The 20616-nt window shown below is 67.1% G+C and carries 19 protein-coding genes and 1 pseudogene; 14 read left to right on the top strand and 6 right to left on the bottom strand.

Going from position 1 to position 20616, the window contains the following annotated elements; genetic code table 11:
• Window positions 1-108: 108 nt before the first annotated feature.
• Window positions 109-1107, top strand: a complete 999-nt coding sequence (locus A9Z05_RS03380; RefSeq protein ID WP_069616870.1) for a quinone oxidoreductase — start codon at window positions 109-111, stop codon at window positions 1105-1107.
• A 62-nt stretch (window positions 1108-1169) separates the two neighbouring features.
• On the opposite strand, the pseudogene A9Z05_RS37475 reads toward A9Z05_RS03380, so the two are convergent.
• Window positions 1170-1478 (bottom strand): annotated as a pseudogene (locus A9Z05_RS37475) (EmrB/QacA family drug resistance transporter); the annotation flags it as partial.
• Window positions 1479-1613: 135 nt separating this feature from the next.
• Between A9Z05_RS37475 and A9Z05_RS03385 the strand changes: the two are divergent.
• Window positions 1614-3173 carry a methyl-accepting chemotaxis protein gene (locus A9Z05_RS03385; protein WP_069616871.1) on the top strand — a complete coding sequence of 520 codons (1560 nt, stop codon included), beginning with the start codon at window positions 1614-1616 and terminating at the stop codon, window positions 3171-3173.
• Between the two features lie 158 nt (window positions 3174-3331).
• Here A9Z05_RS03385 and A9Z05_RS33995 read toward each other — a convergent pair whose 3' ends face one another.
• From A9Z05_RS33995 to A9Z05_RS03395, 3 genes are all read right to left on the bottom strand, one after another.
• Window positions 3332-3703: a hypothetical protein gene (locus tag A9Z05_RS33995; RefSeq protein WP_249190198.1), complete on the bottom strand. Its 372-nt coding sequence runs from the start codon at window positions 3701-3703 to the stop codon at window positions 3332-3334.
• Window positions 3704-3960: 257 nt separating this feature from the next.
• Window positions 3961-5634, bottom strand: coding sequence for an ATP-dependent helicase (locus tag A9Z05_RS03390; RefSeq protein ID WP_069616872.1), 1674 nt, complete (start codon window positions 5632-5634; stop codon window positions 3961-3963).
• A 123-nt stretch (window positions 5635-5757) separates the two neighbouring features.
• Window positions 5758-6612, bottom strand: a complete 855-nt coding sequence (locus tag A9Z05_RS03395) for a helix-turn-helix domain-containing protein (RefSeq protein ID WP_069616873.1) — start codon at window positions 6610-6612, stop codon at window positions 5758-5760.
• Window positions 6613-7098: 486 nt separating this feature from the next.
• On the opposite strand from A9Z05_RS03395, the gene A9Z05_RS03400 reads away from it, so the two are divergent.
• On the top strand, window positions 7099-7308 hold the full coding sequence (locus A9Z05_RS03400; RefSeq protein ID WP_034204620.1) for a hypothetical protein: 210 nt from the start codon (window positions 7099-7101) through the stop codon (window positions 7306-7308).
• Window positions 7309-7431: 123 nt separating this feature from the next.
• Window positions 7432-7707 (top strand): hypothetical protein, encoded by a 276-nt coding sequence (locus tag A9Z05_RS03405; protein ID WP_069616874.1) that lies wholly within the window; start codon window positions 7432-7434, stop codon window positions 7705-7707.
• A gap of 119 nt (window positions 7708-7826) precedes the next feature.
• Here the strand turns inward: A9Z05_RS03405 and A9Z05_RS03410 are convergent, their stop codons facing one another.
• Window positions 7827-8474, bottom strand: coding sequence for a hypothetical protein (locus tag A9Z05_RS03410; protein WP_069616875.1), 648 nt, complete (start codon window positions 8472-8474; stop codon window positions 7827-7829).
• A 346-nt stretch (window positions 8475-8820) separates the two neighbouring features.
• Here A9Z05_RS03410 and A9Z05_RS36765 point away from each other — a divergent pair, with 346 nt between their 5' ends.
• The 5 genes from A9Z05_RS36765 (at window position 8821) to A9Z05_RS03430 (ending at window position 13268) form a co-directional block, all read left to right on the top strand.
• Entirely contained in the window at window positions 8821-9063 is a 243-nt protein-coding gene (locus tag A9Z05_RS36765; RefSeq protein ID WP_176730138.1) for a hypothetical protein, read from the top strand.
• A gap of 84 nt (window positions 9064-9147) precedes the next feature.
• A complete protein-coding gene (locus tag A9Z05_RS03415; RefSeq protein ID WP_069616876.1) occupies window positions 9148-10482 on the top strand; it encodes an FAD-binding oxidoreductase in 1335 nt (444 codons plus the stop codon).
• A 60-nt stretch (window positions 10483-10542) separates the two neighbouring features.
• Window positions 10543-11637, top strand: coding sequence for a TrkA family potassium uptake protein (locus A9Z05_RS03420; RefSeq protein ID WP_069616877.1), 1095 nt, complete (start codon window positions 10543-10545; stop codon window positions 11635-11637).
• Between the two features lie 27 nt (window positions 11638-11664).
• The gene (locus tag A9Z05_RS03425) at window positions 11665-12828 is read left to right on the top strand and encodes a DUF1963 domain-containing protein (protein WP_256121831.1); all 1164 of its coding nucleotides are present in this window, start codon (window positions 11665-11667) and stop codon (window positions 12826-12828) included.
• Between the two features lie 65 nt (window positions 12829-12893).
• Window positions 12894-13268, top strand: coding sequence for a Rap1a/Tai family immunity protein (locus tag A9Z05_RS03430; protein WP_069616878.1), 375 nt, complete (start codon window positions 12894-12896; stop codon window positions 13266-13268).
• Window positions 13269-13417: 149 nt separating this feature from the next.
• On the opposite strand, the gene A9Z05_RS03435 is transcribed toward A9Z05_RS03430, so the two are convergent.
• The gene (locus tag A9Z05_RS03435) at window positions 13418-14326 is read right to left on the bottom strand and encodes a LysR family transcriptional regulator (RefSeq protein WP_069616879.1); all 909 of its coding nucleotides are present in this window, start codon (window positions 14324-14326) and stop codon (window positions 13418-13420) included.
• A 143-nt stretch (window positions 14327-14469) separates the two neighbouring features.
• Between A9Z05_RS03435 and A9Z05_RS03440 the strand changes: the two genes are divergently transcribed.
• The 5 genes from A9Z05_RS03440 to A9Z05_RS34000 all read left to right on the top strand — a co-directional run.
• A complete protein-coding gene (locus A9Z05_RS03440; protein WP_069616880.1) occupies window positions 14470-15342 on the top strand; it encodes an NAD(P)-dependent oxidoreductase in 873 nt (290 codons plus the stop codon).
• A gap of 53 nt (window positions 15343-15395) precedes the next feature.
• A complete protein-coding gene (locus A9Z05_RS03445) occupies window positions 15396-16910 on the top strand; it encodes an aldehyde dehydrogenase (RefSeq protein WP_069616881.1) in 1515 nt (504 codons plus the stop codon).
• A 48-nt stretch (window positions 16911-16958) separates the two neighbouring features.
• Window positions 16959-18293: a DUF3100 domain-containing protein gene (locus tag A9Z05_RS03450; protein ID WP_069616882.1), complete on the top strand. Its 1335-nt coding sequence runs from the start codon at window positions 16959-16961 to the stop codon at window positions 18291-18293.
• An 83-nt stretch (window positions 18294-18376) separates the two neighbouring features.
• Window positions 18377-19567 (top strand): M20 aminoacylase family protein, encoded by a 1191-nt coding sequence (locus A9Z05_RS03455; RefSeq protein WP_069616883.1) that lies wholly within the window; start codon window positions 18377-18379, stop codon window positions 19565-19567.
• A 424-nt stretch (window positions 19568-19991) separates the two neighbouring features.
• A partial coding sequence (locus tag A9Z05_RS34000; RefSeq protein ID WP_218077799.1) for an ESPR-type extended signal peptide-containing protein occupies window positions 19992-20616 on the top strand: 625 nt, incomplete at its 3' end.

Genomic DNA, 20616 nt, shown 5'->3' on the forward strand with positions numbered 1-20616 from the left:
AATCGTGATCGGTCGAATTTTGCACAGTAAATGGGCGTTCAGCGTGAATTCCGTTCGATTATGCACGATGGGATGATCGTGTCACTTCATTCGACAGCGAGGAACGTCATGACCCAAACAGCCAACGCCATCCGGATCGGCATCGACCGTTACGGCGACGCCGGCGTGCTACGCCGCGTCGATGCGCCTGTCGCGCCGCCCGGCGCCGGCGAAGTGCGGATTCGACAGACCGCGATCGGCGTGAACTTCGTCGACATCTATTTCAGGACGGGCGCGCACGCGTTGCCCGCGCTGCCGGAGGCGCTCGGCGTCGAGGCAGCCGGCGTGATCGATGCGGTTGGCCCGGGTGTGACGGAGCTCGTGCCCGGCCAGCGCGTCGCGTATGCCGGCATGCCGACCGGCAGCTATGCGAGCCTGCGCACGATGCCGGCCGGGCGCGTGCTGCCGATTCCCGACGGGCTGAGCGACGAAGCCGCCGCCGCCGGGCTGCTGAAGGGCATCACCGTCTACATGCTGATGCATCGCGTCCGGCAGGTCGGCGCCGGCGATACGGTGCTCGTGCATGCGGCGGCCGGCGGCGTCGGGCTGCTGGCGACGCAATGGGCGCATGCGCTCGGCGCGCGCGTGATCGGCACGGTCGGATCGGCCGCGAAAGCCGCGCTCGTGCGCACGCACGGCGCCGAAGCGGTGATCGATTATCGCGAGGAAGACTTTGTCGCGGGCGCGCGTGCGTTCGGCGGCGGTGCGGGCGTCGACTATGCGATCGACGGGATCGGCGGCGACGTGCTGACCCGCACGCTGGGGGCGATTCGTCCGTTCGGCATGGTCGCGAGTATCGGGCAGGTGGCGGCGATGGGCGCGCGGCAGACGTTCGATCTCGACGAACTCGGGCCGGCCCGTTCGATCGCGCTGGCGCGGCCGAGCGTGCTCGGTTTCATCGCGCGCGACGTCGGCGCGTATCGGGACGCCGCACGTGCGACGCTCGACCGGCTGGCGGGCGGGATGCACGTCGAGATCGGCGCGCGGCTGCCGCTCGAGCAGGCGGCCGATGCGCACCGGTTGCTGGAGTCGCGCGCGACGACGGGCGGTGTCGTGCTGCTGGCGTGACGGCGGGCGCGGACGGGGCGAGTCGCGGTTCGACGGTCGCGCCGCGAGGAGCCGACCGCTCGGTGGTGCTGGCGCTGCGGCGCATCCTCGACGAACCATGCGAGCACGAGCACGCCGACCGCCGACCGCCGACCGCCGACCGCCGCGGCCGCCGGATACACGACGTGCGGCGAGCCGGCGAATGCGTCGACGTGCGCGTCGCGCACCGGGTCCGGTAACCGGTGCACGGCGGCCAGGCCGAGCGCAGGGGGCCGCGCCGTGCCGGCCGGCAGCGCGTGCATCATCCGCGACTGCAGCCTGTGCGACAACAGCGCGCCGAACCCGGCGACGCCGAGCAAGCCGCCGATCGAACGGAACAGCGTCGCGCCCGATGGAGATTGCCGGCCCGAAAAATTGACGACGATCAGCCGCGAAGCAGGGGCGGACTCAAGTTTTTTGCAGGCACACCGTAATACAGAGGGCCGCGGACCGATTGCCGCGGCATTTTTTCTCGCTCACGTGCCGTCATGAACCTGAACGCCCTGTTTTCCCGTTTCTCGATCCGTACGCGGATTTTCTCCACGCTCGGTCTCGTCGCCGCGCTGCTCGTCGTGTCGGGGCTGATCGGCCTTGCGGGCATGCAGAGCTCGAATCGCGCCCTCGACGAGGCCTATACGCGGCAACTGGCGGCGAAGACCGCGCTGTCCGCGGCGAGCCTGAACCTGACGATCGTGCGCACGACGCTCGACCGTGCGCTGCTGCATCCGGAAGCGACGGAGGTGCCCGATCTCGTCAAGAAGGCCGAAGGTTATTTGGCGAAGGCCGACACGGCGTGGCGCAGCTACGCGGCGATGCCGCACGGCGACGACGAAGGCCCGCTCGCGAGCCGCCTCGATGCCGCGCGTCAGGCGCTGATCGGACAGGCACTGAAGCCGATGATCGATGCGATCCGCGACGGGCGGCGCGACGAAGCCGACCGGTTGCTGATGACGGTCGCACCGCCGCTGTCGGTCGCGCTCACGCAGGCGACCGACGCGCTCGATGCGTACCAGGCCGCGCGCGGCAAGGACGTGTACGACACCGCGCAGACCTATTACGGCTGGATGCGCATGGGCGCGCTCGCGGGCATCGCATTTGGGCTGGCCGCGTGTCTTGGTTGCGCGATCGGCCTGCATTTCGCGATCACGCAACCGGTGAATCGCCTGCTGTCGCATTTCCGCCGGCTGTCGGACGGCGATCTCACGTCGGAATTGCACTGGTCGTCGCGCGACGAGATGGCCGAACTGGTCAACGGCGTGACCGGCATGCAGCGCAGCCTCGCGGATACGGTGCGTCAGGTGAGCCAGGGTTCCGAAGCGATCTCGACGGCGACGCACCAGATCGCGGCCGGCAACACCGACCTGTCGCAGCGCACCGAGGAACAGGCGTCGGCGCTGCAGGAGACGGCCGCGAGCATGGAGCAGCTGACGGCAACCGTGAAGCAGAACGCGGACCACGCGCTCGAGGCACAGGCCTGCGCGGACAGCGCGAGCGAGATCGCGACGCGCGGCGCGACGGTCGTCGGCGAGGTGATCGGCACGATGAACGAGATCGACCGGAGCTCGCAGAAGGTCGCCGACATCATCGGCACGATCGAAGGCATCGCGTTCCAGACCAACATCCTCGCGCTGAATGCGGCAGTCGAAGCCGCACGCGCGGGCGAGCAGGGCCGCGGCTTCGCGGTGGTCGCGGGCGAGGTGCGCACGCTGGCACAACGCTCGGCGTCCGCGGCAAAGGAAATCCGCACGCTGATCGGCGAATCGGTCGAACGTGTCGCGACCGGCTCGCGGCTCGTCGGTACGGCCGGCGCGACGATGCAGGACATCCAGCAGGCGATCGGGCGCGTGACGGGCATCATGACGGAGATTGCGGCCGCCTCGAGCGAGCAGCGCGACGGGATCGAGCAGGTGAACCGCGCGGTGTCGCAGATGGATCAGGTGTCGCAGCAGAACGCGGCGCTCGTCGAGCAGGCGGCCGCGGCTGCCGCGTCGCTCGAGGAGCAGGCGGATGGGCTGCGTCGCGCGGTGGGGGCGTTTCGGGTGGGTTGAGCGTGACGAGGTGAATTGCCGCGGATCAGTGGGCCGATGCGACCTGTTTCGTGGTTGGTCGATGCTCTCGTCGGTGATCCGAGCGCGCAGTCTGTCGAGAAACAAAGCCCCGCTGGCGGGGCTTTGTTTCTTATAACTCAAAACTTAGGTTGTAACCCTTAAAACAAAGGCAATCTGGCGCGAAGCCAATCCCACTTGGAGGGGGGGATCATCAGATGTTTTTTTATATTCGATTCATCGGTCAAGTCGATATAGCGAACCAGGTTGCCCTCGTAACGCAGGGGTGGGTGAGAGCTATCTCCGTGATACCAGTTGACGGAGAAATATCGTCTCGCAAGAAGTTCGCCATTTTCACTAAACACGCTTAGTTCGATGTTGTCGTCGGTCGCGTCCTGATCATTCCCGCCAGTGCCACACAGCTTGAATCGATACCAAACGCCATTCATGTTTTTTATGCCGCCATCTAATGTATCCGGGCGATCATAGAAGTCACATCGTCCGTAGGCGGGGCGACTGAAATGAATGATCAAACCTGCGCATATGTAGATGGCAATGGTTAGGCCAATGTATCTGATGGCTCTATTCGGCATATTTCACCAACTATTCCGTTTGCAACGAATGGCCTGGCATCGTAAAAGCCGTCTGCAAACGGACAAACCGTCAGGTATGGCCTAAACGGGTCGAACGAGCGTGGACAAGGGGCCCGGGCATTGAGAAATGTGCCCGATTGTGTCGACAACCGCGATGTCGCGTTCGTCCCCGGGCGGGCAGGCGTCCGCCCGCCGCGTCAACCCGCCGCGTCCGCCAGCTGCGCTGCCGCGCGCGACGACGCGACGATCAGCAGCTTCATCGTCGCGCGCGTCGCGCCGACGAACAGCTTGCGCGCGGCACGCGCGTCAAGCGTGTCGAAGTCGACTTCGGTGAGGATCACGCACGGCGCCGACTGGCCCTTGAAGCGGTAGATCGAATCGAGCAGCACGTCGCCTTCGCGATATTCCGGGTTGCCGAACAGATCGTACTTGCCGGTGAAGCGCTTGATCCGGTGCGGGCCGAGCTGGTCGAGCGGCGCGAGCACCGAGCCTTCGCGGCCGCGGTACGACAGCACCGCGATGTCCTGCTTGCGGAAGCCGAGCGACAGCGCCTGCGTGATCGCGCGCTTGGTCGCGTCGATGCAGGCTTGCGCCAGTGCGTCGCCCGACGTGCCGTCTTCCCCGTATGCCGACACCGACGGATCGGAGCCGTCGAACGGGCTGCCCGAGCGCAGTTCGGCCGCGAGCGGCTCGACCCGACCGACGACGTCGCGCACGAATTCGAGCAGGTCGCGCGGGCTGCGGTAATTCGTGAGCGCCTTCAGCGTGACCCAGCCGGGCAGCGCGACGGGTTCGCGCATGTACAGGTTCTGCAGCGGATCTTCCAGCCACCACCATGCAGCGTCCGGCGCGAGCAGGCGCTCCAGCGCGGCCGCCCACGGCGCATGGAAATCCTGCCCTTCGTCGACGATCAGTACGTCGAAGCGCCAGCGCTCCGGAATCGGCGTCTCGGCGAAGCGCGCCTCGAGCCGTTCGAATTCGCCGGGCGTCTGGAAGTCGGGCGTATAGCCGCCGTCGCGCGCGACCCAGTCGCACAGCTGGTGGTAGTTCGCGATCTTCGCGCCGGGCGGCGCGATGCGCGCGATGTAGTCGGCGAGCGGCCGGTTGAAGCATACGTAGAGCACGCGCTGGCCGGCCGCGACGGCGTCGCGCATCACCTGCACCGCGAGCTGTGTCTTGCCCGACCCGGCGGTGCCCGTCACGCGCAGCCGGAACGGCGTGAAGTCGAGCTGGCGCGCCCATGCGGCGAGCCCCCCCGACAGCCGGGTGACGAGCGTGCCGGCCTGCCCGACGAGCGCGCTCGTGTCGGGCGTGAGCGCGAGCTCGTCCGCGAGGAAATGGTGGAGCTTCGGCGCGTTCGGAAAGTGTTCGTCGTCCTCGGGCAGGATCTGCAGGATCACCTGCGCGAGCTGCGCCTTGCGCGACGCATCGACGATGCGGTCGGGCGCGACGCCGGCGATCGATGCGTCGCGGATCGCGTAGTCGGGGCAGTACAGCAGCGCCTCGACGCCGTAGACGCCCGCGCCGAGCGCGGCCGTCAGGCGCCGGTGCAGCGTTTCCTGCGTGCGCGCGAGCTGAATCGGGACATTGCGCTCCTTCTGCAGGTAGACCTTCACGAGCCCTTTCGCGGTTTCGCGCAGGAAGCCGGCCTTCTGCTCGATCAGCAGCACGCGGCCGGCCGGGCTCACGACGACGAACGCGGCTTCGCCGAACACCGAGAACGCCTGGTCGGCGCGCGTCCAGTGGACGCCGTGATACACGGTGTAGCTGTCGGGCAGCGCATGTTCGAGCGCGGCGAGCGTTTCGCGCTCGCGTTCGGCCGCGCCGGTCGCGGCGAGGCTTTTCCAGTCGTCGGGGATGAGGCGGGCCATGGAGTCGGGCGGCGGATGCCGGCGTGAGCGTGAACGGGTGCGTCTATTGTACTGAGGAACCCGTTCATGCCCGCGGCGCCGCGCGTGCGTGGGCCATTCGACGGGCGGCCGGCCCGGCGGACGTCAGCCGCGCGCGAGCCGCTTCGCGAGATCGGCGCTGAGGATCGCCATGCGCGCGGGTTTTTCGTAGCACACCACGTCGAACGCGCGGATCACTTCGCTGATGTCGGCTTCGCTCGCGCGGCCGGTGAGCAGGTCGCCCGTCAGCACGAAAATCGGCGCGCCCGGGTTGTCGGACGTGCGCACGGCCTTGATTGCGGTGGCGGCCGTGCCGTCGTCGAACAGCCATTCGGTCAGGACTGCGTCGAAGGCCTGACCCTGCAGCGCGTCGACGAACGCCGCGAGGCCGTCGAACGCGGCCGTCGCGAAACTTTGCCGTTCGAGATAGCGGCACAGCTCGGTCGCGCTGACGCGATCGGGATCGATCACCGCGATGACGAGCTTGTCGCTCTCCGCGCGGCGCGGGTAGATCTCGATCTTGTGCACGTCGTACGCGTTCTGGTACAGCACGCCGGTATGGCGCAGCACGCGCCAGCGGCCATTCTGTTCGTACGCGACGAACTCGGGGCGCGCGCCGGCTTCGAGCGGCGCGCCGATCCAGGCGGTGCACGGAATCTCGGCGACGCCCGCATACAGGACCGCTTCCTGCGAATAGGCGCCGACCATGCCGGGGTCGAGCGTTTGCGCGCCGAACAACTGGGCGGCGGGCTCGCCGTACGCTTCGGCGACTTTCTTGATCTGCGCGAGCGTCCAGGGGCTGCTGCCGCGCAGTTTGCGGTGGCCTTGCGAGAAACTCAGATCGAGGATGCGGCACAGCTCGGTGGTCTGCTGGCGCTTGCCGATGCCGTTGCGGGTCATCAGCTCGCGCACGCGCTCGGCAACCGCGAGGGAATCCGTGGTGATTGCTTCAGTGGTCATGCTACGGGAACGGATTGTGACGTTCAGAACGACGCCTTGCGGCAGTCTCGGCGGACAGTCTTCATGACGTCCAATGGCGAGCCGACCGGCCACGCACGGAAAAGATAACTTTACCGCAAAATGGTCGGCATTCAGTGTGGTGAAAGGTGCGTTTGTGTGAAAGGTGTGTCATGAAGTTACGTCCGGCCTGTCGCGGCGGGCGTGCGCGAAGGCGCGTTCGCGCCGTCACGGCAGGATTTCACCGGCCCGGACGCGATTCCGCACGAAGCGGTGGGTAATCCCGCGACATGCACCAGCGCGGGGCACGTACGCGCCCGGAACGAGCTATCCGCCCGAGTTTCGGAGGATATCGCGCGAGGGCCGGCGGAAGCCCTGCAAAAGGGGGCGCTCGATGGTTTCCTCTAGTGAAACCAACACGGATACATTTACGGACGCCAGTGCAACTGCGTGCTACGATTTTCGCCGTCTCAAAAAAGTGTTGAACCGATGCAGAAGAAATTCTTGATGCGCGGATACGAAATGAACTGCGAGCCGCGCGTGACGGAGGCCGGCAAATACGCCGCGCAGGTCGAGGTCACGAAGGTGGGCTTCAGCCGTGAGGCTGCGTTCCGCAAGCTGGGTGAATTCGACACCGAAGCCGAGGCGGTCGCGTACGCGAGACAATTCTCCGAAGAGTGGCTGAGCCGCTATGCGTAGGGCGGCGCCCCGAACGGCCGGAATTCGTGCCTGAATATTGCGAATGCGTTCGGAAATTTGTAGATTGATGACTCCTGTTGTGAGGTATCGATCGTCCGAAGGCAACGCAATTGGAGACTGCGAATGTCCACTTTGTGCATGCAGACCGTCGTTCACGGCAAAACTGTCCAGGTCGTGCTGTCGCCCGAGCGGCGTACCGCCAGGATCGACATCGTCGATGACGAAGCCGGCGGCTATCCGCCCCGCACGATGAGCATCGAGCGGTACGTCAATGCCGGCATGGCCGCCGACGAAATCGCGCGGCATGTTCTCGAGGTCGTCGCGATGTCGATCGAGCAGCTTGCGAGGCTGCAGCCGTTCGAACGCACGGCAGGCACCCAAGCGCGCTATTCGCACTGAGGGCGCTTGCGTAGCGGCGGCGCCCGTGCAGACCGCGAAGTCCGGCCCGAATGGCCGCGTGGTTGATCGAACGTCCGCCATGTCGCCGTGGGGCCGATACGAATGGATGCGCGTTCTCGCTACGCCGGCATATACATGAACGGCTCGCCATCTTCCCGCTCGACGGACAGCAGCCGCTGGAGCTGATCCAGCGCGAACAGCCGTTTTCCATCCGCCGCGGCTTCGGCGATCGCCGCGTCGACCAGCTTGCGCGCCCGCGCAAGGATCACGGACCGCTGACGGGCGATCTCGAGCACCATGCGTTGTTCGACGTTCTGCCGATTCGATTTCTTGTCGCTCAGGTGGTGCCAGCGATCGCGAAGCTCGGCCCAGGTGATGCGCTGAAATTCCGGAATCGTGCTCGGCAGCGTGCCTGCCTCGGCTGGCTCGGGCTGGCCGCGCAATGCGCAGCGCAGCGACGCGCGGGCACGCCATTCGTCCGAAAACGGCGCATACACGTCGCGCGTGCGCCCGATCGGGTTGGCACGCTCGATTTCCTTGTCGAGCAGGTAGCCGAGCCGCCGAAGCGCGGACCCATGCGCGAGCATGTCCGGATCGAGCATGCGGATGCGGCGCGAGGCATCCGCGACGTGGGCTTTCAACTCCCACAGCGTCAGACGGAGGTGCTGCACTTCGAGGATCAGGCGCTGTACGTCCGCGTAGGTGCACTTCGTCCACCATTCGGTGAGATCGTTCAGCTTCGGGGGATCGAATGGGGGGAGGATCATTTTTACTGCGGCGATACTGTATGGATATACAGTTTATCTCGCGACGGTCCGGGGGCGTCAAGCCGAAAAAACGGGGCCGGTCGACGTGCGTTTTGTGCAGACGATTGCCCCTCGTTGTGGGTAAGAGCACGAGCATGAACAGGGTCGATCGCGCCGGATCGATCGCTGTTTCGGCAGCAGGAAGCGATTGGCGCGATCGTTTGTTGACCCGCACTGGCTGCACACGACAATCGCCAGATGCCCGGCATGGATCGGGCACGGTCTGTCATTGCATTTGTAGTCCTGATTAAATTAAAAAGTCCGGATGCGTGAGCGGACGCCTGCATCGAGTGCGAAGTTTATTTCGATGCAGCAGCTCGCGTTGCGCTCCGCTGTCTCGCATCGTCGAGTATCGTCGAATGGAATTTCCGCGACGGCCTTGGATGTCGGAGAACCGGCGCCGGTCGACGATTTCATCGCTGCCGGTATCGACGCGCAAGCGCCGGCAACCGTCAATGCAACACGCGACTCCGGCGCCGTGGCTTCGGCAGGCCACGTGACTGCGGTCGGCGTCAATGCGATGGTGGGCCTCGACGGGATCGCCGAATGACGGTTTCCCGCAATTTATCGCTTCATGCGACGACGTTGCCGCGATAAGCTTTGCCGGCCATGCATTGACACTCGACAGAAAACAATGACCACCACCTATCCGCTGCACGACGCATTGAGTTACGCCGATACGGCGTTTCCGCCCGAGGCCGACGTCGTGATCGCCGGCGCCGGCATCATGGGCTGCGCGGCGGCTTACTACCTCGGCCTGCGCGGCCTGAAAGCCGTCGTGCTCGACAAGTCGCGCATCGCCGGCCAGCAATCGACGCGCGCGTGGGGCTTCGTGCGACAGCAGGGACGCGAATCCGCCGAAGTGCCGCTGATGATGGCCGGCATGCGGATCTGGGAAGGCCTGGAGCACGCGCTCGGCTTCGATCTCGAATGGCGGCAGGGCGGCTGCCTCTACATCGCGGACAACGAAGACGACTGGGCGTCGTTCCAGGCGTGGCTCGCCGTCGCGCGGGAGCACGGGCTCGACACGCGCACGCTGACGCGCGCGCAGATCGACGAACGCGTGAACGGGCTGTCGACGCACGCGCGTACCCTCGGCGGCTTGTACACGGCGACCGACGGGCAGGCCGAGCCGCGTCGCGTGGCCGCCGCATTCGCGGCGCGCGCGATCGAGGCCGGCGCGCGTTTCTTCGAAGGCTGCGGCGTGACCGCGATCGAGACGGCCGGCGGTGCGGTCGTCGGCGTCGAGACCGAACGCGGCACGATCCGCACGCGGCGCGTGATCTGCGCGGCCGGCGCGACCAGCTTCCGGCTGCTCGACGGCGTCGGCATCCGGCTGCCGCAGCAGGCCGTGCGGGGCACCTGCATGCGCACCAACGTGGTCCCGCCGGTGACGGCGGCGACGGTGTGGGGCCATGGCCTCGGCATCCGGCAGCGCAAGAACGGCGCGATCAATCTCGCCGACGACATGCAGGTCGACGTCGATCTGACGCTCGGCCACTTGCGCGGCTTGAGCCTCTTCTGGCCGCAATTCTGGTCGCAGCGCGACAAATTCCGGCTGCAACTGGGTGCGTCCGCGTGGCGCGACGTGCTCGCCCGCATCAACGGCTCGACCGGGCCGATCGAGCCGCGCGATCCGCAGCCGCAGCCGAATCGCACGCATGCGCCGCGCGCGCTCGCGAAGCTCAAGGCGATCTTTCCCGCGCTGAAGGATGCGCAGGTCGTCGAGGCATGGGCCGGCCTGATCGACGTGTTGCCGGACGGCATCCCGGTGATCGATGCACCCGGCACGCCATCGGGGCTCGCGATCGCGACGGGGTTCTGCGGGCACGGTTTCGCGATGGGGCCGATCGTCGGCCGGCTGCTCGCCGAATGGATCGACACGGGCGCGCCGTCGCTCGACCTGTCGGCGTTTCGCGCTCGGCGTTTCGTCGACGGAACGATGGTGCGGCCGCGCAGCATGCTGTGACGGCCGGGCGCACGCGTTCCCGTCGTAGAATCGAGCCCGCATCCTTCAGGAGATTCCCCGTTGGCCACGCCATCCGATCAGCGCCGCTCGTTGCGCATGCGCCTGCGCCGCGCCCGCAATCCGTGGCAGGCGCCGCGTGCGCGCACGCTGTTCACACGCCCCGCGACGTCGCCGCGGCGCACGCTGCTGTTCCGTCTCGGCGCGGTCGTGCTGTTGTGCACGCTTGCGTTCCTCGTGCTGTATCTCGATCGCGACGGCTTGCGCGATTCGACCAAGAGCACGCCGATGACGGTCGCCGATCTCGTGTACTTCACGATGGTCACGGTCGCGACGGTCGGCTACGGCGATATCGTGCCCGTCACGGCGCGGGCGCGCCTGCTCGATGCGTTCTTCATCGTGCCGATCCGCATCGGCATCTGGTTCATTTTCCTGGGCACGGCGTATCAGTTCGTGATCCAGCGCGTCATCGAGGAATTCCGCATGAAACGCCTGCAGAAGCAACTGTCCGATCATATCGTCGTGTGCGGTTATGGCCTGTCGGGGTCGATCGCGGTGCGCGAGTTGCTGGAAAGCGGCGTCGATCCGGCGACGATCATCGTGATCGATTCGCAGCAGCAGGCCCTCGAGGCGGCGACGTCGCTCGGCGTGACCGGATTGCTCGGCGATCCGGCGCACGAGGATCTGCTGCAGCAGGCGCAGGTGCGCGCGGCGAAGGCCGTGATCATTTCGGTGACCGACGATCCGACCGCGATTCTGCTCACCCTGTCGGTGCGCAGCATCGCGCCCGATACGAAGATCGTCGTGCGGATCCAGGAGAACCTGTACCAGCGGCAACTGCGGCAGGCCGGCGCGGATGTGATCGTGTCGTCGACGAAGATCGGCGCGCTGCTGCTGGCGGATGCTGTCCATAGCCGCTACATCGTGCCGTTCGTGAACGACATGCTGTCGACGCGCGGGCGCGCGACGCTGGTGGAGCGCGAGGCGTTGCCGCATGAAATCGGCTGCCTGACGAACGTCGTGCCGGGCGCGATCGTGGTCGGGCTCGATCGCTGCGGGAAGATCCATTCGTTTTACGAGGATCCGCCGTGCAGGATCGAGGCGGGCGATACGCTGGTGGTGATTCAGTCGGCGCGGATTCCGGATCCGGATGTTTGAGCGCGTTTGGCTTTGGTTAAATTCAAATTGTTCAATTCAACTTCTGGCCGGCTATCGAAAAGATTATCGAATGAGCACATTCCGCACCGAACAAGATCTTCGGCACGCATTGAGCGAAGCCGGATTGGACTCGTTGGCGGACCGGATCGTGGCGACGATGCGTCCCGCCATTCAGTTCGTTCGCCGACAGCACCCGACGACGCACTGCCGCCTGGTACGAGCAAGATCGGCGGCCTTCCCGACCTGCCGCTGGGCTTCGCTTGGCCACACCGGCGATCGCCCGCGGATGCCGATACGCGGATTCGCGCATTGCGCGAACAGCGCATTCGCGACCGGGAGCGCTCGGCCTCGTCCAGATCGCAACGGCCCAGCGACGATATCCTGGCTTTGCTGTCTGAACACGAGCGGGACGCGTGGCTTCGCTCGATAGAAGCCGGCCGCCCCGACCCGGACAAGCTCAGGGCCATCCAGGCTCAAGAGGATCGTTACGACGACCTGATGGCAGTTGCTTTGGGCCGTGAATTTCCGCTGGCTTTTCTTGCACAGATCAACCTCGGCGCGTTGTCGAATGAACCAGGCTTCGACCGTGATTTACCCCGGCGCGGCGTGCTCAGCGTGTTCGAGGATCTGACGGCTCGCAATGGCGACGGCTCGTTCCAGTTGCATTGGTTCGACGTCGCCGCCGAGACACTTGAACGCCAAGCGCCCCCTGCGGCGTTGATCGAATTGTCCGACGCCCGACAACCGGATTTTCCGTGGCACGAACAGACGATGGCGGAAGTATTGCAGCCACATTCCACGTTGGTGGTGCCTTTTCACTGGATCGAGGCCGTCGGCCCTCAGCGAAACGCGGTATTCGATTTCTTGCACAGGCCTGTCGGCGGCTATTTCCCCCAGCCGGATGTCGTCGAAGGCGAGCAGGCCGGCAATTTCGGCGACTTCCTCGGTGGCTGGCCGAAGCCGATCCAGGCAGATCCGGAACGCATGTTCATCGCCGATGCGCGCAGTTTCCTCAACCCCGGGGACGACCGGATTCGTCACCTCTTTTCGTGGGGCGGCGAATACTACGCAGGCACCCGGCGGATGCACGCGCCCTCCGGTGGAGACGGTACGACCTACCTCATGATTCAACGCGACGATCTGCTGAGTTATCGCTTCGACAAGACCCAATCGCTCTATCAGTGCGACTGACCTCCAATCCGCCTGCTCACCCATAGGGAGATCCAATGCGTTGGTGCATTCGACTATCTGTAGCCATGGTGGCCGCAACGACGTTCAACGGATTCGTGCCGCTTACGCAGGCAAGGGCAGCCACGCCGTCCGCAGACGTTTATCGTCCGTTAACGGCAGAGGCTCTGCTCTCCGGAATCGACAATGGCACGCTGGCCGGCCTCGAAGAAGGAGAGGTGAGGCAACGAACGATCTCGACGAACCGGGCCACGAGTTTTATCTACGGCGTGGCCGACACGACTGCCGGAAAGGCGTGGTGCCCGCCGCCCAGGATGGCAACAACCGAGTTGGTTGTCGCGACCTATGGGTATCTGACCAAGCTTTCGCCGCACGACCTGGGCGCCCCGGCCGCGACCATGATTACCCGGGCATTGAAGGCTGCTTACCCCTGCACGCGATAAGAAGCGTGGCCGGTACTCGTCCGGTCACGGGGGCGGCCATTACCTGGATGTCGGGGCCACGAATCCTTAGCAAAATGACACTTGGGGTTGTTTACTTTCGATCGATCCTGTTGACCTTCTCGTGCATCGGCACGAACCAGGCCAGCCCCCTAACGAAACGCCCGCATCTGCCCCGTCATCATCTGCAGCATCTTGTTGGCGGCCACCGACAGCTTGCGACCCACACGCGTGACCATGTGCGCCTCGGCGTTCTCGAGAATCGGATGCGCGATGTCGATCGCGAACAGCTCCCTGGCCTGTAGTTCGGCCGTTACCGCGAAGGCCGGCATCACCGCGACGCCGAGTCCCGATTTCACGAACTCCTTCAGGATCGCGAACGAATTGGTGGTGACGACCGGCGTCAGCCGCACGCGCTCGGCGTATTCCACGGCCTCCATCATCTGCCGCGTGCCGTAGGACGGATGGGTGGCCGCCAGCGGGTAGGTGGCGAGCTGCTGCACCGTCAGCACCTTGTGGCTGCGGCGCGGGAAGTCGGGGCCGACGATCGCCATCATCGGCTGCCGCTTCGACGCGCGCGACACCAGCTTGGGCTCGGCGGGCGGGTTGTACACCAGGCCGATCTCGCCCTCGTCGTTCGAGATTTTGCGGATCACGTCGTTGGTGCTGCCCACGTCGAGGTTGACATGGATCCCGGGGAACTGCCGGCAGAACTGCTGCATGGGTCCGGCCAGCAGGTCCGACACGAAGCCCTCGCCGAGCACCAGGCTGACCTGGCCGGTCTTGAGCCCGCGCAACTCCTGCAGGCGCGAGATCAGGTCGTCGCGGTGCGCGAGCTGCTCGCGGAAATACTCGATCACGTAGTGTCCGGCCTCGGTGGGCGTCACGCCGCGCGCGTGGCGCTCCACCAGGGTGGCGTCGAGCTCCTTCTCCAGCAGCCCGATCTGGCGGCTCACGGCCGAGGGCGCCACGTCGAGCCAGTCGGCCGCGGCGCGGATCGTGCCGCAGCGCACGGCCTCGTAGAAATAGACGATCCGGCTGTCGGTAAGGGTATCGCTCATGATCCGTGCGTTCTAAAAAAGAGAACAATATCAATATTGGCGTTGATTGATTATACGGGTCGCCGGACCGAACATCGTTGCCATGCAAGGCGGGCGCAAGCTGGCGCGCCGGCCTCGAACCAACAGCTATCGGGAGTCGTCGGATGAAAACGGTGGGCGTGATCGGTCTGGGCAACATGGGGCGCGGCATGGCGGGTTCGCTGCGGCGTGGCGGCTACACGGTGCTCGGCTACGACGCGGCGCCCAGCGTGGCGCTCGCGCTGGCCGGGCAGGCGGTGCTGTCGGCGCGCGATTCGGTGGCCGAGATCGCGCGCGACGCCGACGTGCTGTTGCTGTCGCTGCCGACCTCGGCGGTGGTCGAAGCGGTGGTGCTGGGCGCGGGCGGCGTGCTCGAGAACGCCAAGCCGGGCAGCATCGTGATCGACACCACCACGGCCGATCCGGACAGCACGCGGCGCGTGGCGGCGGCCCTGGCCGAGCGCGGCATCGGCTTCGTCGACGGCCCGGTGAGCGGCGGCCCGAAGGGCGCGGCCACCGCCACCATGACCATGGTGCTGGGCGGCTCGGACAGCGATATCGCGGCCATCGAGCCGATCCTCGCGGTGATCAGCGCCAAGCGCGTGCATGTGGGCCCCGTGGGCGCCGGCCACGTCACCAAGCTGCTCAACAACCTGCTGACCGGTGTGCATCTGCTGGTCGCCAGCGAGGCGGTGCGCACCGCGCGCGCGGCCGGCGTCGACCCGGAAAAGCTGGTCGACGCGCTCAACGGCGGCTCCGGCCGCAACAGCGCGACGCTGACCAACTACCCGACCTGGATCTTCAACGGCAAGTTCGATTCCGGTTTCACCATGAAGCTGATGCGCAAGGACGTGCGGCTCGCGCTGGGCCTGCTCGACCAGTTCGACAGCGTCGCGCCGGTGGCGCGCGAGGCCGCGCGCGTGTGGGCCGCCAGCGAGGGTTCCGTCGCCGACGGCGAGGACTTCAACCGCATCGTCGACTTCGTCGACCCTGCATGAGGCCGGCAGCCCGCGCCACGATCCCGCTCGACCCACCTATACGGAAACCTGACATGACCCAGCACGCAGACCAGTTGCTCGCCGCCTTCGCGCATTTCTTCCCCGGCGCCGCCACGATCGGCTCGTATATCGACGGCGAGCTCGTCGCCGGCCAGGGCGACACGATTCAGCTTGACGATGCGGCGACGGGCGAGGCCACGCTCGCCTATCGCGACGCCGGCGCGGCCGTTGTCGACCATGCCGCCGAAAGCGCACGCCGCGCGCAGCGCGAATGGTGGGCGCTCACGCATGCCGCGCGCGGCCGCGTGATGCAGGACGTGGCGCGCGCGATCCGCGCCGAGGCCGAGGCGATCGCGCGGCTGGAGGCGCTGGGCTCGGGCAAGCCGATCCGCGACTGCCGGGGCGAGGTGGCGAAGGTCGCCGAGATGTTCGAGTACTACGCGGGCTGGACCGACAAGTTCTACGGCAGCGTGATCCCGGTGCCGACCTCGCACCTCAACTACACGCGCCGCGAGCCGGCCGGCGTGGTGCTGCAGATCACGCCGTGGAACGCGCCGGTGTTCACCTGCGGCTGGCAGGTGGCGCCCGCGGTGGCGATGGGCAACGGCGTGCTGCTCAAGCCTTCGGAGCTGACGCCCTTCACGTCGCTGGCGGTCGCGAGGCTCGGCGAGCGGGCGGGGCTGCCGCGCGGGCTGGTCAACGTGCTGGCCGGCTTCGGCCACACCGCCGGGCAGGCCGCGATCGCGCATCGCGTGGTGAGCAAGGTGGTGTTCGTCGGCTCGCCGGCCACCGGCGCGCGCATCGCCGAGGCCGCCGCGCGCCGCGTGCTGCCCTGTGTGCTGGAGCTGGGCGGCAAGTCGGCCAATATCGTGTTCGCCGATGCCGACCTGAAGCGCGCCGCGCTGACCGCCCAAGCGGCGATCTTCGCCGGCGCGGGCCAGAGCTGCGTGGCCGGCTCGCGTCTGCTGGTGCAGCGCGCCGTCTACGACGAATTCGTCGCGATGGTGGCGGCCGGCGCGAAGAAGATCCGTGTCGGCGCGCCGCTCGACGAGGCGACCGAGGTGGGCCCGATCAACAATCGCAAGCAGTACGACCACGTGATGTCGATGATCGCGCGCGGCGTGGCGGCGGGCGCCACGCTTGCCAGCGGCTCGGCCGAGCGCGTCGGGGAGCGCGGTGGCTACTTCGTGGCGCCCACCGTGCTGGCCGGCGTGTCGAACGCGATGGACGTGGCGCGCACCGAGATCTTCGGGCCGGTGGTGGCGGCCATCCCGTTCGACACCGAGGAGGAGGCGATCGCGATCGCCAACGACACCGACTTCGGCCTGGCCGGCGCGGCCTGGACCACCGACGTGGCGCGCGCGCATCGCGTGGCCGCGCAGGTGAAGGCCGGCACCTTCTGGGTCAACGGCTACAAGACCATCAACGTGGCTTCCCCGTTCGGCGGCTACGGCATGAGCGGCTACGGCCGCTCGAGCGGGGTCGAGGCGCTGTACGAATACACGCAGACCAAGAGTGTGTGGGTCGAGACGGCCGAAGCGCCGCCCACCGCGTTCGGTTATCTGTAATCACCGGCCCGCATTCGTCGGCAGCCGGGCTTCAAGGGGAGACTCGTCATGGAACACGCACTGGGTATCGAGCGCCGCGAGCTGGGCGGCGCGGCCACCGCCAAGGTGCTGCTTTACGCGGCCGGCATCCTGCTGGTGGCGGAATGGATCGGCTCGTTCACGTTCAAGCTCGGACCGGGCAAGGTCGTGCTGCTGCCGATGATCTGGGCGCTGCTGCTCGGCGCCGCGGTGGGGCTGGCCAGCGCGCGCTGGAACAGCAGCGCGCGCCTGAGCGTGCCCGACCAGTTCTTCGCGGCCGCGATCCTGCAGCCGGCGCTGCTGCTGTTCGTCTCCAAGCTTGGGCTGATGGTGGGCAGCGCGCTGCCGAAGCTGGCGTCGGCGGGCTGGGCGCTGGCCTTCCAGGAATTCGGCCACTTCGTCGGCACCATCCTGCTCGGCCTGCCGCTTGCGTTGCTGCTCGGCATCAAGCGCGAGGCGATTGGCGCGACCTTCTCGGTGGGCCGCGAGCCGAGCCTCGCGATCATCGGCGAGAAGTACGGGATGGATTCGGCCGAGGGCCGCGGCGTGCTGGCCGAGTACCTGACCGGCACAGTGTTCGGCGCGGTGTTCATCGCCGTATTCGCGGGTTTCGTGAGCAGCCTCGGCATCTTCGATCCGCTCGCGCTGGCGATGGGCTCGGGCGTCGGCTCGGGCAGCATGATGGCGGCCGCCTCGGGTGCGATCGCCGCGCAGCAGGACCCCGAGACGGCGAAATCGGTGCTCGCGTTCGCCGCGGCCAGCAACCTGATCACCACCACCATCGGCACCTACTTCACGCTGTTCATCTCGCTGCCGCTCGCGGTCTGGGGCTATCGCGTGCTGGAGCCGCTGATCGGCCGCACCACCAAGGCGTCGGCGCAGCCCGAAGCGGCCAGCCCGTCGCTGGGCGACGTGCGGACCGAGGCGCCCGCGCTCGGCTACGGCGGCAAGCTGCTGGCCTGGATCGTGACGGCCGCGATGGCGCTGGTGTGCGACTGGATCGCCCACGGCACCACCCCGCTGGCGGGACTGCCGGGAATCGCGATCATGGTGTGCGCGACGATCGTCGGCGATGCGCTGGCGCGTGTGACGGGGCGGCGGATTCCGGCAGTCTGCTGGGTATCGGTGGTGGCGATGTTCCTGACCTCGCCGTGGTCGCCGTGGGCTTCGCAAATCGCCTTGCTCAGCTCGCACAACGATTTCCTCGGCGTGACCACGCCGATGCTGGTGTTCGCGGGGCTGTCGATCGCCAAGGACATCCCGGCCTTCCGCCGGCTCGGCTGGCGCATCGTGCTGGTGTCGTTCGTGGCCAATGCCGGCACCTTCATCGGCGCGACCCTGGTGGCGCAGCTGTTCCATATCTGATCCGATGCCTCGCGGCGCGGCGGCGGGCGGCATGGCCGGCCCGCCGCCGCGCCGCGACGACCGACAAAAACGCTTCCTTCCGCATGAAACTGATCGACTCCATCGTCGCACACGCCGACGAACTGACGGCGATACGCCGCGACATCCATGCCCATCCCGAGGTGGGCTACGACGTGTTCCGCACCGCCGAACTCGTCGCCGAGCGGCTCGAGCAGTGGGGTTACGCCGTCACGCGCGGCGTCGGCCGTACCGGCGTGGTCGGCACCTTGAAGCGCGGCGGCAGCGCGCGTGCGATCGGCCTGCGCGCCGACATGGATGCGCTGCCCGTGCACGAGGCCAACACGTTCGCGCATCGTTCGACGGTGCCCGGCGCGATGCATGCGTGCGGCCACGACGGGCACACCGCGATGCTGCTGGGGGCCGCGCGCCATCTGGCGCGGCATGGCGAGTTCGACGGCACCGTGCAGTTGTTCTTCCAGCCGGCCGAGGAAGCGGGCGGCGGCGCGCGCGCGATGATCGAGGACGGCCTGTTCGAGCGCTTCCCGGTGGATGCCGTGTTCGGGCTGCACAACTGGCCCGGCATCGCGGCCGGCGATTTCGCGGTGAGGCCGGGGGCGCTGATGGCGTCGACCAGCCTGTTCCGGATCGACTTGCGCGGCGCCGGCTGCCACGCGGCCATGCCGCACCTGGGCCGCGATCCGGTGTTCGCGGCGGGACAGGTGCTGAGCGCGCTGCAGGGCATCGTCACGCGCAACCGCAATCCGATCGACGGCGCGGTGCTGTCGGTCACGCAGGTGCATGCGGGCGAGGCGATGAACGTGGTGCCGACCGATGCGTGGCTCGGCGGCACGGTGCGGACCTTTTCCGAGGCGACGCTCGATCTGATCGAGACGCGCATGCGCGCCGTGGCGGCCGCAACGGCCGCGGCCTTCGATTGCGAGAGCGAGGTGGATTTCCAGCGCCAGTATCCGGCCACCGTGAACGACGCCGGGCAGACGGCGGTGGCGGTGGCGGTGATGCGCGAGCTGGTCGGCGACGCGCATGTGAACGCCGCCGTCGATCCGACCATGGCGGCGGAGGATTTCTCGTTCATGCTGCGCGAGAAGCCGGGTTGCTATGCATTCCTCGGGAACGGGGCGGGCGATCATCGCGTGCATGGGCATGGCGGCGGGCCTTGCCTGCTGCATAACGCCAGCTATGACTTCAACGATGCGTTGCTGCCGGTGGGGGCGAGTTATTTCGTGAGGTTGGTGGAGCGGGTTCTGGCGCGCTAAGGAGGCAGTGCCGACTTTTCCGGGCGATCGTGATGAACGAGCGCATTCAGTCATGCGTTCAAGGGCATGCCCGGACATGCGTCGACGACATATCGGCGTGGGTGGCGAGCGCGACGCGAAGGCTGCGACGAAGCGACGATGTAAGTCGAGCATTTGTTGCCAGGCTCGATCGTGAGAGGTAGTTTGCCGTGCCGTATCTTCCCCTCGCACCCGGAAAAGTGGCGGCCCCGCGACAGCCCTGGATGTGTGTTCGGGGCAGGTGTTATATTGCGCGCGCATGCGCCCCGACCGATAAGCCAACACAATCAGTATTCGCGGACCGGCGCGGCATAGAAAGACAACAACGACGGGTCCGTCGCGCCATCGGTACAGCCTCTCCGTGACCAGCGCCAGGCCCATGGGTCTATGCACCGAGGGGATCGACATGAACCGGGTCTATCGGCTGGTCTGGAGCCGTAGCTTGCGTGCTCCGCAAGTGGTATCCGAACGCACGAGGGCGTCCCACGGCGGAGTCGACGCCGGCCATGGCGCCACGCCCGCGCGCCGCTGCGCTTCCATCGCTTCCATCGTTTCAATCGGCGTGTCGCTCGGCCTGGCCGGTGCGGCCGTCCCCGGTTGGGCCGTCACGTGCTCTGCCGGCACCATCGCGAATTGCAGCGCCCCCGGCGGCGATGGCATCCCGGACCGAAGCGGCAACGGCGGCAGCGGTAACGGCGGTGGCGGTGGTTCCTCCACGTTGGGCGGAGGCTCCGCCACGGTCCAGGTTCCCGGCGGCGCCACGTCAGGCGGGACAGGCGGCACCGGCGCGACGAACGACAGCGGCCAGGGCGGCCCCGGCGGCGCGCCCGCGGTGGTGCTCGCCGGCGATGTGGTGGTCAACGTGAACGTGCAAGGCGGCGCAGGCCAGGCCTTCGATGGATTCAATTTTGCCGGTGGCGCCGGCGGCGGCGGCGCGGGCGTGTATTCGACCGGCACCAGCGTGACCGTCAACAACGGCGTGACCGTGCAGGGCGGCGCCGGCGGGAACGGCGGGGCCGGCACATCGGGGT

Source organism: Burkholderia sp. A2 (assembly GCF_001729305.1).
Classification (GTDB): Bacteria; Pseudomonadota; Gammaproteobacteria; order Burkholderiales; family Burkholderiaceae; genus Burkholderia; species Burkholderia sola.